General features: G+C 43.5%; 12 protein-coding genes. 2 read left to right on the forward strand and 10 right to left on the reverse strand.

All coding sequences use genetic code 11. The features are described from left to right. Positions 1-35: 35 nt before the first annotated feature. The 7 genes from IGI66_RS16340 to IGI66_RS16370 all read right to left on the reverse strand — a co-directional run bounded on the left by IGI66_RS16340 (position 36) and on the right by IGI66_RS16370 (position 11,024). Positions 36-6,572, reverse strand: coding sequence for a bacterial Ig-like domain-containing protein (locus tag IGI66_RS16340; protein ID WP_438849611.1), 6,537 nt, complete (start codon positions 6,570-6,572; stop codon positions 36-38). Between the two features lie 45 nt (positions 6,573-6,617). Next, positions 6,618-6,968: a hypothetical protein gene (locus IGI66_RS16345; RefSeq protein ID WP_438849612.1), complete on the reverse strand. Its 351-nt coding sequence runs from the start codon at positions 6,966-6,968 to the stop codon at positions 6,618-6,620. 28 nt (positions 6,969-6,996) lie between these two features. After that, a complete protein-coding gene (locus tag IGI66_RS16350) occupies positions 6,997-7,620 on the reverse strand; it encodes a winged helix-turn-helix domain-containing protein (RefSeq protein WP_114525410.1) in 624 nt (207 codons plus the stop codon). Between the two features lie 239 nt (positions 7,621-7,859). After that, the gene (locus IGI66_RS16355) at positions 7,860-8,273 is read right to left on the reverse strand and encodes a hypothetical protein (RefSeq protein ID WP_314574669.1); all 414 of its coding nucleotides are present in this window, start codon (positions 8,271-8,273) and stop codon (positions 7,860-7,862) included. A 2-nt stretch (positions 8,274-8,275) separates the two neighbouring features. Beyond that, a complete protein-coding gene (locus IGI66_RS16360; protein WP_438849613.1) occupies positions 8,276-9,586 on the reverse strand; it encodes a Y-family DNA polymerase in 1,311 nt (436 codons plus the stop codon). A 163-nt stretch (positions 9,587-9,749) separates the two neighbouring features. After that, the gene (locus IGI66_RS16365) at positions 9,750-10,694 is read right to left on the reverse strand and encodes a permease prefix domain 1-containing protein (RefSeq protein ID WP_438849614.1); all 945 of its coding nucleotides are present in this window, start codon (positions 10,692-10,694) and stop codon (positions 9,750-9,752) included. A gap of 3 nt (positions 10,695-10,697) precedes the next feature. Continuing rightward, the gene (locus IGI66_RS16370; RefSeq protein ID WP_010778556.1) at positions 10,698-11,024 is read right to left on the reverse strand and encodes a PadR family transcriptional regulator; all 327 of its coding nucleotides are present in this window, start codon (positions 11,022-11,024) and stop codon (positions 10,698-10,700) included. Between the two features lie 140 nt (positions 11,025-11,164). Between IGI66_RS16370 and IGI66_RS16375 the strand changes: the two genes are divergently transcribed. After that, positions 11,165-12,262, forward strand: coding sequence for an NAD(P)/FAD-dependent oxidoreductase (locus IGI66_RS16375; protein ID WP_438849615.1), 1,098 nt, complete (start codon positions 11,165-11,167; stop codon positions 12,260-12,262). 27 nt (positions 12,263-12,289) lie between these two features. Here IGI66_RS16375 and IGI66_RS16380 read toward each other — a convergent pair whose 3' ends face one another. From IGI66_RS16380 to IGI66_RS16390, 3 genes are all read right to left on the reverse strand, one after another. Continuing rightward, positions 12,290-12,859 (reverse strand): YdeI/OmpD-associated family protein, encoded by a 570-nt coding sequence (locus IGI66_RS16380; RefSeq protein WP_288225845.1) that lies wholly within the window; start codon positions 12,857-12,859, stop codon positions 12,290-12,292. Position 12,860: 1 nt separating this feature from the next. Next, positions 12,861-13,562: a deoxyribose-phosphate aldolase gene (gene deoC / locus IGI66_RS16385; RefSeq protein ID WP_438849893.1), complete on the reverse strand. Its 702-nt coding sequence runs from the start codon at positions 13,560-13,562 to the stop codon at positions 12,861-12,863. Positions 13,563-13,689: 127 nt separating this feature from the next. Continuing rightward, a complete protein-coding gene (locus IGI66_RS16390) occupies positions 13,690-14,595 on the reverse strand; it encodes an AraC family ligand binding domain-containing protein (protein WP_438849616.1) in 906 nt (301 codons plus the stop codon). Positions 14,596-14,752: 157 nt separating this feature from the next. On the opposite strand from IGI66_RS16390, the gene IGI66_RS16395 reads away from it, so the two are divergent. Further along, the gene (locus IGI66_RS16395) at positions 14,753-14,956 is read left to right on the forward strand and encodes a hypothetical protein (protein ID WP_288225847.1); all 204 of its coding nucleotides are present in this window, start codon (positions 14,753-14,755) and stop codon (positions 14,954-14,956) included. The last annotated feature ends 47 nt before the right edge of the window (positions 14,957-15,003 follow it).

Consider the following 15,003-nt stretch of genomic DNA (forward strand, 5'->3'; position numbering starts at 1 on the left):
TCGACACTGCTAAACGCTTGTAGTTTTTTTAAACGTTAACTACGCTTCCGCTTATTTCTAAACCAAGCAATAAGTGACGCAAAACTAATCAATGATCCTCCTGCGATGATCGGTGCCATCGAATGATTTTCGCCAGTTTTTGGATAGGTTTTATATGCTGAGGTAACGGTACGATAAGAATTTGGCAACGAGCGTTCTCCTGTGAATGTTGATGAAGACGACTCGTTCTTCTTGTTTGGCGGTGTTTTCTTCTCCAATACTTTGACTTTCGCAAGCGTGCTTAATGAACTTTCTATTTGCCTTCCACCTGCTCGACTCGCTTTTTCTTCAGTATCGAAGGAATATTTCACCTCGTAGGTTCCTGCCTTCTGCGTATCGACTTCACCGTTTACCGCTAAATCACTCAGATCAACCTTGGTTCCGTGACGATCTGTCGCGGATACAAAATTGTCTTTGGCTTCCCATTTATCTCCAACATACAAAATGGAATCTTTTACTGAGATACTTGATTTGTCTTTTAACACGATGACCTTTGCCTTCTGACTGATGCCACCTTGCGTAAAGGTCAATTCATATGTTCCAGCCTTTTTGTTATTCACATTTTCAGCGCCAGTTACTTTCACCTTCTCAAATGACACCGCTTTGCCATCTTTCGTTGTGGCGCCAACAAAGTTGTCCTCTGCTTTCCAAACATCGCCTTCATAGATCGTGATATCTTTTAGCGTCAACGTCTCCTGATCTTTGACCACATGAACGACAGCCTTCGCTTCTTTCTTATTGTTCCGATAGGTTACCGTATAGTCTCCGATTTTCGTTGTATCTACACCCTCTGCTTTTGGCGCATTGATTTTGTCGAAGCTTAATGCCGCGCCAGTTTTGTCTGTCGCACCAACAAAATTATCGACCGGCTTCCAAGTGCTTCCTTGGTAGATTGTGGAATCTTTCGCGGTGATACTCGCCTGGTTTTCTAGTACATAAACCTTTCCGATGGCTTCCTGATTTCCGTACAGGTAAGTAACTTCATATATGCCCGCTTTCTCTGTATCAACTGTCTCTGCACCCTTGACCTGTATTTTTGAAAACGGAACCGCATCCCCAGATTTCTGGGTTGCCTGGATGAAATTGTCTTGCGCAGTCCAGTCGTCTCCCTCATAGAGCGTGACATCTTTGACCGTCAGCGTTTCCTGATTTTTCACCACGTGAACAGTCACAGTTGTTTCTTTCCCGTTGTAACTGTAGGTAATCTTGTACTCACCGATCTTCGTTGGATCAACGGCGTCTACAGCTGGAGCCGTTACTTGATCAAAATCGACTGCCGCCCCTGTTTTATCGGTCGCACGAACAAAGTTGTCGGCTGGTTCCCATGGACTACCTTGATAAATCGTCGAATCTTTCGCCTCAATACTGGTTTGATTCTTCAAAACGATCACTTTTCCGATCACCTGTTGCTCTCCATATTTATACGTTACTTCGTAAGTCCCTGCTTTGGTCGTAGTAACCGTATCTGCATTGCTAACGCCAACCTTGTCGAAGGTGACTGACTCACCGTCTTTAGTAGTAGCACCAACAAAGTTGTCGGCTGCTGTCCACGTTTCTCCCTCGTAGATCGTCACGTCTTTCACAGTCAATGTCTCTTGATTAGCGACAACACGAACGGTTGCTTTCGCTTCTTTTCCATTATAGTGATACACGATTTCATAGTCTCCTGCTTGGGTCACATCTACAGCATCCGCAGCCGGAGGGATGATTTGACTGAAATCGACGTTCGCCCCTGTCTTGTCTGTTGCACGAACAAAATTGTCCGCTGGTGTCCATGAGCTGTTTGTATAGATCGTTGAATCCTTTGCTTCGATGCTAGTCTGGTTTTTCAAGACCGTCACTTTTCCGGTCGTTTTTTGACTTCCGTATGTGTAGGAAACCTCGTAATCACCCACTTGATTAACATTTACAGCGTCTGCACCAGATACCGCTACGTCTTTGAAAGCGACGTCCCCACCGTCTTTTGTCGTGGCACTGACGAAATTATCGGCTGCTGTCCATGCCTCCCCTTCGTAAATCGTCACGTCTCGAACGGTCAATGTTTCTTGATCCGCAACCACATGAACAGTCGCCTTCGCTTCTTTTCCGTTCAGCGTATAGGTAAGGGTATACTCCCCGATGGTCGAAACATCTACCGCGTTGTTTGCAGGTCCAGTCACTTGACTGAAATCAACGGCCGATCCGTCTTTATCGATTGCACTGACAAAGTTGTCCGCTGGATTCCAGCTTCCACCAACATAAATCGTTGAATCTTTTGTGGTGATGCTGGTTTGATTCTTCAAGACGATGACTTTTCCGACCTGTGTTTGGTTTCCATACTGATAGGTCACCTCGTAGGTCCCTTCTTTATTGGTGTTAACATCGCTCGCTCCGCTGGTTTTCACTTTGTCGAATGAGATCCCATTGCCGTCTTTATCCGCTGCGTTGACAAAATTATCCGCTGCACTCCAATCATCACCTTCATAGATCGTCACGTCTTTGACCTTCAACGCTTCTTGGTTGGCTACCACATGAATGGTTGCTTTCGCTTCCTTGCCATTATAACTATACGTCACTTCGTAATCACCGATCGTCATCGTATCAACCGCATCCGCTTTCGGTGCCGTCACTTTGTCGAAAGCGACCGCTTTTCCATCTTCGTCTTTTGCCGAAACAAAAGTATCCTCAGGAGTCCACGCATCGCCAACATGAATCGTTGAATCTTTTACTTTGATCTCGGTCTGATCCACTTTCCATATCGCATACAACGAAATCGTATCGTTCGCCTTGGACGAGAGATTCTTCACAGCTGCCTGATCCTTGTATTCCACGGTGCCTGTTTTTTTCGTTGACCATCCTTGGAATAAGTAGCCGTTGCGTTCAAATGTATTTTTCGGTAAATTCTTTTCAACATCGTAGGACATCTCCAGGTCTGTCATCGCTCCAGTTCCTGCATTTCCATCAAAAGAAACCTTATAACGGTTGACTTTCCAAACTGCGTAGACTGTCTTTTCTGAAGTGAAACTGATCCGCGTGCCATCATTGAAATCTTTGTCAGTCGCCGCACTAGCACTGCTCCAGCCAATGAATTCATACCCAGTCCGTGTAGGTTTCGGTACTTCAGTAAGGTCCACTGTATCTCCAAAACTGTAGTCCTTTTTCACTTCTTTCGGTGTGTTTCCAAAGTTTTCATTGTAATTGATTCGGACTTTTTTCGCTTTCCATACAGCATTCAAATCAATCGTTGTTTTCGAACTGCTCTTAGTAAAATCAATCACATCGCCCGGTTGGTATTTCGCAGTCTTGTCTTCCTTGTCGACCCATTCGACAAAATCGTAGCCAGCAAGCGTTGGTGCATCTTCTGGAATCGTTACAGAGCCGTTTCCATCAACATCCAATAGTTCCCCTTGATTTTCTGGCATATTTGATGCATGTTCCACACCCTCCGCCAAGTAATTTGGCAGATTTTCCTCAAAATTGAGTTGTGCGACTTCCGTACTGAAGACGATCGAATCGCTCTTCGCGTTAAGTGTCGTTCCCGAGCCTTCTTCCTTAGCAGAATATTGGAACTGATTGATCGCTTTTTGATTGTCCGCGTTCGGGATCAAGAAATCCATCACCGTATCCAAGTTGCTGTTAGGCGCGACCACTTTATTTCCGAAGTCAATAAAAATCGCTGTTGTATCAGAAGCATTCGCTGGTTTATTCGTTGTAAAACCATAGCTGACTAATTGCGCAGCTGTCCAATCCTGTAAGTTGGTCTCATAATTCGGCAAATCAGAAACCGGCTTTGTCGTATAGTAAACAGTTGCACCATCAACACTTTGCAGGCCATCGAAAGAAACATTCCCCGTTGAGCCTCGTCCGTCTGTCGAAGATGGCAAAATATCATACAAACGCACACTGCTGAAATTCGTATTGCCCGTATTTTGAACGGTTGCTTTCATTTGCGGTGAACCGCCTTTTTCAACCGCGAAGTTTGTCACATTCGACCAATCTTCCGTTGCCTTTTTCCGTCCAGCAGTCGCACCATTTAACTTCGTGGCATAGACAACATTTAAAGCTGAGTTACCCGTCGTGTAGGCTGAGTAAGAACTTGGTTTCGCATTGTCGTAGCCCATTTTTTGTGCGAGATCGTTGGGCAGGTTGTTAATTGATTTATTCATTTGAACAAACGATGGCTCGTTATGTGACACAGCAACTGCTTTTATTGGATAACTTCCTACGGGTGTTCCAGGTTGAACTTTCAATCTTAAGGGGATACTAAATGATAAATTAGCGTTATTCTGATACCCAATGCTATTTGTGGAGAATTTGTAATAATTATATTCATCATCAGTTGAGATCAAAGATACCTTTACTGAACTTTCGTAAGTTTTTTTATGTGTTTCATCAATAAAATCTTTATACTCATTTGGGTTTTGTAGCTCTAAAACTTTTGGAATTGAAACTACAACTTCTGGGTTCGTCCAATCGCCTAGACTTCCACGCTCGTTATAACCTACAATTGTATAATCAACGTTTTCACCAGGTTTTCTATCTTGCGCACTTCCACTTACAAATTGTGCGCGTGCCTGAGTTGTTTGTCCTGGAGCATAATAAACATATCCAGTATTTTGCTCAATAATTTTTGGTGTAGCGGGCTGATCATTTGTTTCATCATCGTAATATTTTGTTGCCCCCATTTGAACAACTGACCTTTCAGCCGTCGGAATACTCGAACCATCGGGCCATTGCCCATTCGGCCAATTTTTTGCCGTATAATTAATACCAATTCCGTTTAGAGATGTTAGATGACCTTCCGAATTACCATCAAGGCCCATTGGAATAATGTGTACTTTATCAAGATACTCATTTTCCTCTAGAGCTGGCAATGTAGCATTGAAAACACCACTTTTCGGTTCATTACTTACTTCTCTAATATTTCCAGTTACAGCATTCTTAATTTCGAATTTGACTTTATATAAAGTTAGCTGAACATCTCCTGAGTCCCTGAATCCCATGACTGTAAAAGAATTGAAATTTAGTTTTTCGGAACCTTTAGATTTTTGATAGAGTACAAAGTCACTGTTTACAATGTCTCTTTTACCAATATTTCTGAATGTCCAATCAAATGAATAACCCGTTGTTCCAATTGTTGCCATAGCTCCGCTAACACTAGAAGATTGTGCTTGGTTTACAATAGCAAGATCTCCATTAGGTCTGGAATGCGCAGTTTTTCCAGAATAAACTGCCCACTCCTTTTGATCGATTTTTTTGTAATTCTGTAATTTAGATATAGTTTTTTCTTCTCCATTTATTTTTGTATAAGTCATCCCAGCAAGTATGTGGAATTTATCTCCAACTGAAATTGAATTAGGAATCGTATACTTAGGTTCCATATAATTATTACTAGCATTAGGATTACCTTTTTCATACATATAATTAAAGGTTGAAGAATCGTCAGTAATAATTCTATAAAACCTTTCATATCCTTCAGGTATACTAGGATTATCTTCATGGGTTTCTTTCCCACCGTTATAGTAACTAGAATAGCTATCAATCGTTCCTTTAGGGGCCTCAACAAAGATTTTATTCATTTTCGAAGTATCTAAAAGTGAGTATTTATTGTAATTGTTTAAATATCTCAAAACTGTAACAATATTACCTGTAACATAATCTTCATTATCAGGATTCGTTTTTCGAAAATCAACGCCCATCCCATCAATCGCACTAGACTTCACACTTTTCGCATCTGACTCGCTGATTTTTTCCTCCTCAGCATCCTTTACTGTCGCTTTCAAATTATTCCAGATAATTTGGTTCGCTGGGATTTTTGCGCTGTAGTCTTGATTGAACTCAAAGCGCAGGTTTAATGTTTCCACAGTCGTTGTCGTTTTCTTCAAATGGATGACCAACTTGTTCTCATCTGGCTTATTCTCATAGGATTCCACGATGGAGTCCGCAGACGGTGCGTCTGGTTCGATCAAACTGAAAATTGGATCAGTCATCGTAAAATTTTTAAAGGTAGGATTATCAGTGCTTGGCGTAAAATCGTAAGGAATCTCAACTTTTACACCTTCTAAATCGGCTTGACTGATGGAGATTGGAACAGAAACAGTCAATTCAGTCGGTCCTACTTTAGTGATTGGATCGATGTACGTCTGGAATTTATCCGTAACATTGATTCCTGCAGTGACACTGTTTAGTTTTGCTTCAGCCTTCTTCGCTTTCTTCTCAACGTCCTCTTTTTCGATGCTTTCACTGGTAGAAGTCGAACTTTCTTCTGTTTTTTGGTCTTCGGATTCAGTGGTAGATTCCTTTTCCTCTTCGCTGGATGAAGCTTCCTCTGATTCTTGCGTTTCTTCAATGGATTCAGAAGAAGTCGTATCTTCTGTTTTTGTCATCGAATTTAAAATCTGATTATCCGTTTCTGACTCTAGATTCTCTTTTGCATTTTCTAAATCCTTTTGTTCAATCGGTGTCGCTTGTTCCGCAGATGTCAATGTCGCAGGCAACACTGTATTAGACGCCAAAATGGCAGTACTAATTACCACGAGTGATTTCTTTTTCATAGATATATCTCCTTTTTTTGATTCTTTTCTCTCATCATTGATTTACTAGGCGCCTTCAGCGAGTGCTTCCCGCAAATCTGTAATGGTTTGTTTCGCTTTTAATTCTTTAAAAGGACTCTTTGAATATTCGATCGTTTCATCAGAAATCCTTTCAACTTCGCGAAAAACGGTACATGACCTATTTGCCAGTTGTGCAGCAAGATGGTTCGCCTCATAATCAGAAATTGTTTTACTAATAATGCATAAATCAAAAAGAGTCGCTGTCATGGTATCTCCCGTACTCAAATAAAGATCTAGCATTTTTGAAGTAGTGAAGACTTCATGGCCTAAAATTTGTAACATCCTTTGTGTTTCGTTTTCTGTTGAGACATTTTTTGTTAAAATCAAAACGCGCATAATCACAACTCCTCTCAATGTGAGCGTCTCAATCTAATTTCGTACAGAAATAACCTTTTCCCCAAAGCGTACTGATCATCAACGTATTCTCATTGTCAGTTGAAAGTTTTTGGTTGATTCGTCTGACGATCGAAGACAACTGAGACAAATTAGACTTGGAGGATTTTTCATTCCAAATGTGGAAGCAAATTTTTTCTCTGGAATAAGGGGTTTCCATATCTGAGGCCAATAATGTAAGAACTTTTCGTTCATTCTTACTTAATTTATTTCTTTCGCTAATTTCTAACGAGGTATCTAGATTGTTTTCTACAAACAAACTAATTTTTTCATTTAAGCGTTCCATAGAGTCATTTTCCAATAAAATGATTGGCTTCGACTTTGAATCTAAATTTTCATCTGTAACTGCCTCATCGGAATCATTCCCTTTGAAGCCAACATGTATCTTTCTTTTCGAAAATTTATTTGCTATTTTTTCAGCCTTTTTTCTCAGTACCGTATTACTGATGATACAAAGCTCAAAATTGAAAGCATCTAGTTCGTCAATTCGGTCTGTCAGACTCTTTGTGACAAAAACTTCATGGCCTAAATGTTGCAGCGAAACTTGTAATTTTTCTTCGACTAAAACATTCTCTGTAAATAATATGATTTTCAAATAGACGTTCCCCTTTCCTTATTTTTATTCATTCACAAAATAACTAATATTATCTTTTGCCTCACTTATAAAAGTGCAAAAATAATCAATCAAAAACGAAATAATATTTTGTTAATTAATAATATATTGTTTTTTAATGTTCTAGTGTCCATTTTTTTATTTTAATTCCATAAATTTTGGACACTCTTATTTTTAAAAATAAAAAACCCTTCATCAGCGATGCGATGAAGGGTTTTAGGTTATTGATTATTTGTCAAAATTTTCTTAGGTTTTAATAGTTCTACATGATGGATCTGTTCAATGGTCATATGTAAGACGCCTCGTTCCTCTTCGTCGAGATAGATTTGCTCGTCTTTTTGACCGACGAGCTTTCCTACGAGATCATCTAAGTAATTTCCTTCGCTGTCGAGCGCCTCTAGCTGGATCGCCAAGCGTTTGTTTTGGAGAAAGCCTTGCTGCAAGGTCGCACCAATTTCCTCTACCGTCATTTGTTCTTTTTCACTGTTGATCCGACTACGTGCCGCGGATTCCTTATTTAATACCGCGGTATGGTCGGAAAGGTAAAACCCGATCCATTTCATCATCCCTCGGTCTTCATAGACCCGCTTGGCTTCCATAAAAAGCTGCTTCGCACTGTCTTCATCATAGATCATGGTTAATCCATTCCTTCCATTCCCCCAGCATGGCCGCCCACCAATCCGGCTCGCCGAATCGCGGTCGCCCCTTCATTCAATGAGTGGGCGCGTACGATCGACGTGAATTTGTAACGGTTGCGGATCTGGGCTATGACATCATCGATTTTCTCCTCTTTGATCGTCTGTAGCGGCTCTTCAAACAGATTCAGCTGCAAACTCCCAGCCGGTCGTAAAGACGAGACCGTAATAGAGATGTTCCGAACCTCTGAACGGTCCCAATATTTTTCAAACAGTGTCCGCGCGACTTGCGTCAGCTCCTTTGACTGGTTGGTAGGAGGGATTTTTACTTGATGATGGAACCCGCCTCGTTTCCCGCTGCCAAAGTAGGCATAAGCAATCCCTAAATGGAGCGTGCCGCCCAATACCTCTTTTTTTCGCAGCCGCTGTGCCACCTGTTCGCAGATTTCTGCCAATACCGTAAGAATGTCCCCTTTGTGGGCATAATTCTTAGGCAGCACCTGGGAATTCCCGATGGATTTTTCCTTCTCAGGGTACAGGTCTTTTTGTGAAAGGACCGAACGATCAATGCCCCATGCATGCATGTAATGCTGCATACCCATCACACCAAAATGATTTTTTAAAATAAACGGATCCGTGTGGGCGAGGTCCCCCATCGTATAAAACCCCATCAGTTGATAGCGCCGTTCCATCCGCCGACCAATACCGCAAAAGTCACTCAGACGAAGCGGCCAAATCTTTTCCGGCACATCTTGGTACCGCCAATGAGCGAAATGATCGTCTCTGTTTTTTGCTTCATTGTCCATCGCGATCTTTGCCAATAAGGGATTGTCTCCCATCCCTAACGAGGTATAGATGCCGATCTTATCAATGATCTCCTGTTGGATCATCTTGCCGACTTCCGCCGAACTTTTGCCGAATAATTTCCAGCTATGGGTCAAATCGCCAAATTGTTCATCAATGCTATATGTATGAATGTCTTCCTCTGCCATGTACTGCCGAAAAATCTCCTGGATACGCATATGGTATTGAATGTACAACGTCATCCGCGGCGGGACGACATGCAGGTCCGGGTGATTCGGTATCTCAAATCCACGACTGACATTGCTGATGCCTAATTTCTTTTTCGCCATCGGGCTCGCCGCTAACACAAGACCCGCATTCTCTCGATCGCCGCTCATCACGACGAGCATATCTTCCAATGGCTTCAATCCATGCTCGATACACTCCACACTGGCATAAAAACTTTTCGAGTCCATGCAAAAAACATCTCTGACCGGCTCTCCTTCGTAAATGTTACTCAATATATCCACCTCCAATGCAAACGTACGTTCGATTTCAGTTTAAGTTTATTCTGGAATTTTGTCAATCATTTGGATAGAACTTTTTTTCGTTGCTTTTCCTCTATTCAACCAAACTACAAAAAAACGTCCGAAGCCTTTCCCCTGCTTCGAACGTTCGTCTTGTTTTTACTACTTACCGCTTCACAAAAACTGTTTCTAATACGCTATAAAAAATACCTGCTACGACAAAGACCACCCAACTGATTCCCCAGCCCCCCAGCATGAAGGACCAAGCAAAATAAATGATCACCACTAGCGGCCAATACACTTTTTGAAAAACATACTTTGCGCGGGCAGATTCCCCGTATTTTTCCTGCATCGCGTTAGGCCCCAGCTCATCTTCGTCTGCGATAAAAAATTTTTCTTTGATGAATTTATCAAAGCTGGCGTAGTTGATGCTTCCGTAAACGATCAAGAATACTCCCAATGCTAAGAAGAAGAACATGAAGGGCAGCCCGTTCTCCGCATAAGTAAAGATTTGGAAAAAGAACAAAGGCGCCACGCTCAATACGCAAAGACAAACACCGAAAACCAAGCTGACTTGGAAACTTTTTTGATAACCTTGTTTTAACTTTTGCGCTTCTTTGTTGCACTCGACAGGAATGTAGCGGTCATTCAATCCTTTGCTGTTTTTAGAAAATTGCATCCCATTGTAGATAATGATACCGACACTGATGGCGAGGAGGATAAAGAACAGCAGCATCCCCACCATCTCCGCACCGGCTATACTGAATCCCAAAAGAGCACCCACCGCGAGCAGGCATCCGCTGATCCCGATGCTTAGACCTTTGGCGTCTCTCTTTCGATGCTCTAAATACTGGTACATTTCCTCTTCTTCGATACCGTTGTCGGGTTCTTTCTCCCGAGTCGCAAACTCCAGCTCCTCCCGCAGCTCATCGACAGAGCCGAATTCACTGATGACTTGACCGATCGCTTCATGTTCACTTTTTCCTTCATCGATCAGCGCTAAATAATGATCTTCCATGATCGTGAGAATCTCTTGCTTTGCCCGTTGGACTTCCTTCGTATTTGGAAATTCGAGAAACAATGTCTCCACATAATTTTTAATCGTATCCATTTTTTACCCTTCTTTCATAAATCGGTTCACAACTTTTTTAGTTTGCTTCCATTCATTTCGCTTTTCTTCTAAAAAAGTCAGGCCTATATCGGTGATGTGGTAGTACGTACGCTTTTTTCCATGGGTAACTTCTCCTGGATACGAATGGATATACCCATTTTTCTCCAATCGGTTGAAGGCGGAGTATAAGGTCGTCTCTTTGATCACATAGACTTCCTCACTCACATCGCGAATTTTTTGGGAAACAGCGTATCCATAAGAATCGCCTTCCTTCAATACGGACAAAATGATGACATCATTGTACCCGCGAATCCCATCGCTCGAAATCATTTTGCCACCTCCTGAAATTACTTCATCTGTCGTTGTAATCATTGTACGACAATTACTACGACAGGTAAAGTAAAATATGGGTCATTGATTGAAAATTTTGTCTGGGTATGTCAAAATCAATAACGGAAAGAAGTGAAGACATGAAAGAAATCGCAATTATCGGCGGCGGCATCATCGGCATGACGCTGGCGAATTATATAGATCCAAAAAAATACCACGTGACCTTGTTTGATGAGCCGACAGGACAAGCAACCAGTGCCAGTGCGGGGATCATCTCGCCTTGGTTGTCGAAACGACGCAACAAGCAATGGTACCGATTGGCAAAAGACGGCGCGGCCTTTTTCCCAAAATTGGTCCAAGATTTTCACTTGGATCAGACGATCTATCAGCGTTCAGGAACACTGCTGCTGCGGCCTGAAAAACAATTAGACACGCTTGTTACCTTAGCTGAAGAACGAAAAAAAGACGCACCGGAGATCGGCACGATCGAGCGACTTTCAAAGGAACAGACTCACGACGCACTGCCTTTGCTGAAGCCGACACCTGCGTTAAAGATCAGCGGCGGCGGCCGCTTAGATGGCAAAGCGTATTTGATTCATATGCGAAAAAAGGCCGAGCATTCGGGCGTCGCCTTCGTTTCTCAGCGTGTGAAGCTGTTGGATGAAAAAACGATCACCTACGCAGAGAAAAAGGACACTTTCGACCAAATTATTTTGACAGTCGGTCCCCATCTCAAAGAGCTGCTGGCACCTCTCGGCTATCAAGCAGACCTGCGTCCGCAAAAGGGGCAACTGCTTGTGTTCCAGACAACGCTAAAAAACAGCGGCGACTTCCCTGTCGCGATGCTGGATGGCGAAGCTGATTTGATCCCCTTTTTAGATGGAAAAATCTTGTTAGGGGCGACCCATGAAAACGACGCGGGATGGGATCTGAAGGCGACGGATCAGGCATTCAAGCAGCTCACAGAAGGCGCAATGCCCTTTTTGGCGGAACCGGAAAAAATCCTCGCCGCCCCTGCTCATTTTCGTGTAGGGACTCGCGCTTATACTTCTGATTTCGCCCCCTTCTTCGGTTCCTTGACGGACGGGCTGCTGGTCGCCAGCGGGCTAGGTTCTTCGGGATTGACGACGGGGCCGTATATCGGGTATTTGTTGGCACAGTATATGAATACGGGCGAAGCCAAATGGGACGACTACCAAAAAACCATAACGAACTATATCCACACAGAAAAGCGCTGAGATCGAAAAAAAATCCCAGCGCTTTTTTTACATCGGTTTTAAGTTTTTCTCTAAACGCTCCGTCATCCAAGCCAATCGTTTCCCTCTGCCTGCGTCTGTTTTGGCATCAAAATACGCACGGGTATAGGTTTTTTTAACGGAAGGGGACATGTTATGGAAATTTTCCAGCGCTAGTGGTGCGACTTTCAATAAGGCAGCAACTTCGGCGATTTGTTCATCTGTGATCGCTGAAGGCTTCGTCGCATTTTCCCATTGCCCGTTTGCTTTCGCCTCTGCCACCTTCTCCTGACCGAGGGGCGTCATTCGCCCCTGTGCTTCCAGCTTTGCGACGATTTTTTTGTTTTTCTCCGACCATTTACTGTTTTTACGCCGTGGCGCAAAGTATTTTAAGTACGCGTGCTCATCGACTTTTTTCATGACACCGTCGATCCAGCCGAAGCTCAACGCTTCTTCCAACGCTTCGCCCGCCTTCAGCGTTTTGACGTTTTTTGTTTTGCCGAATGTCAGCCAAACGCCGCCGCTGATCTCGGCATTTTCGGCGAGCCATTCCCGAAAATCGGCTGCCGTCTCAAAGAACACCTTCTTTTTTTCTTCCATATTACTTCTCTATTCCTAGAACGACTGGCGTTGATTTAAAGCCGATGCCCATCCGATCGATCCCCATGTCGATCAATTCTAAGAAATGCTCTCTTGTTCGGATACCGCCGCTGCCTTTGATCTTGATTCGCCCGTCGCATTGATCCATCATCAGCCGGATCACCTCATTTGTGGCTCCTTTGTCATCATAGCCAGTGATAAAGCCCGTACTGGTTTTGACAAAGTCTGCTTCTGCAGCGATCGCACACTCACACCCCTGCCGTATCTGTTCCTCATTCAAGGTGTCTGTCTCAAGAATGACTTTCACTGCGGTGCCGTGGGCATGGCACACCTCCGTGATCACCCGCAGCTCTCTGGTGACTTCTTCGTATTTCCCGCTGCGAAGCCAACCGAAATTCGCCACGATGTCCAGCTCATAAATGTCTTCACGCTGGCAATACGTCTCTGCCTGCAGCACTTTGGAGGCCGTCGTGCTGGTTCCAAAGGGAAAATCGCAGACCACACAGATCTTGGTGTCCGTTCCAGCCGTCATCTCGGCGGCGATGTCCAGCGAAGATGGATTCACACACACCGTAGCGCAATGATAGTCGATCCCTTCTTGAATGTATTGACGAATCTCTGCTTCAGTAAAATCCGGCTTCAACACGGATTGATCAATGTAGGCGCCTAATTCTTTCACGGACAGCTCACTCGCTTTTTTCATCATTGGTACCCTCCTGTTTTTTAGATTATTTTCTAACAGAACAAGTCGATTTAGGGCAAAGAAAATAACCCTATTCCTTATTATTCAAGTATAGGGTAACTGCCGTTCGTTGTAAACGCTATCTTAGTTATGTCGCGCGGCGAACGACGGCTTGTTTTTCCAACTGCTGCTTCCACCCATCCAAAGAAATCGTCTGGCTTTCTTCTCTTTTCATGCGCTTGCGATAGGCGGTCGCCGTCTCTCCGGTCATCTTTTTGAACATTCGGCTGAACACCACAAGACTGTTGAACCCAACCTGCCCCGCGATCGTTTCCACGGTCTCTTCGGTCATTGAAAGTAAAAAGGCGGCGCGATTGATTCGGACACCTAGAATGTAGTCTTTGATACTGCTGTCCATGTGGTTGCGAAAGACCCGCGACAAATGACTGCGGTTCACGGATAGCTGGCGCGCGATCGCCTCTACGGTCAACTGCTCTGAATAATGCGCTTCGATGTAGGCGACCGTCTCAACAGCCAAAGGAGAATATTTTTTGGTCTCGCCTAAATGGCTCTTCCCTCCATCCGCGATCAGATCCGCTAAAAACTGATGGGTCAACGCGTTCAAACGCAGCTCATTTTCCATCGTCTCCTCTGAAAAAGAAAGACAGGCCAAGATCGTATCGATGTAATTCTGGATGTTGGAGGAGACCATCGTATAGTGGGCGTCTCGAAAATGGGTGTGCTGCAAGATCGTCTCCGCCGCCTCACCGCTAAAGGAAAGCCAGCCATACATCCACGGCTCCTCTCCGTCAGCCAAATAAAACGTAGAATCCCCCGGACGAATCAAAAACAGATCGCCCTTTTTTAAGTGATACTGCTGATTCTTGACCTGATAGGTCCCCCTGCCCTCCATCACGACATGCAAAATATAATTTTGGCGGATCGCTGGACCAAACGAATGGAAAGGCAGCGTTTTGGAGATCCCGCAAAAGTCAAAGTGAAGATCATTGGTTACTTGATGCTGCTCTTTTTTCAAAAAAATGGTTTGCTCCATCTTTTTCCTCCCAACGAATCGTTTCTTTAAATTATACACGAACAAGTGCCCTTTTTTTTACCGAAAACCGAAACTATTGGGGATTCCCCCAACACTCCTGCCCTTCATGCTACCCTAAAAATAAAGCATTCTCTTGCGTATGGAAAGGAATGGTCTTGTGAAAAAGAGTTTGAAACAGCTCATCCAAACATTGCTGATTTGTCTGATCGTCCCTAGCACGCTGCTGTTGCAAAAAATCAATCCATACATCGACTATGCATTCTCCTATCGCAGTATTTTCACCCTGCTGCTCACAGTGGTCGTCCCGGTCTTCATCTTTTGGGCCTTAAAAGAATTATGGGGGATTCTCCGAAAAAAATGACCCGTCTCGTTTTGAATTCTCTAAATTTAATAATACTATATCCCACA

This window comes from Enterococcus sp. AZ048 (assembly GCF_051715125.1).
Lineage (GTDB): Bacteria > Bacillota > Bacilli > Lactobacillales > Enterococcaceae > Enterococcus_A > Enterococcus_A gilvus.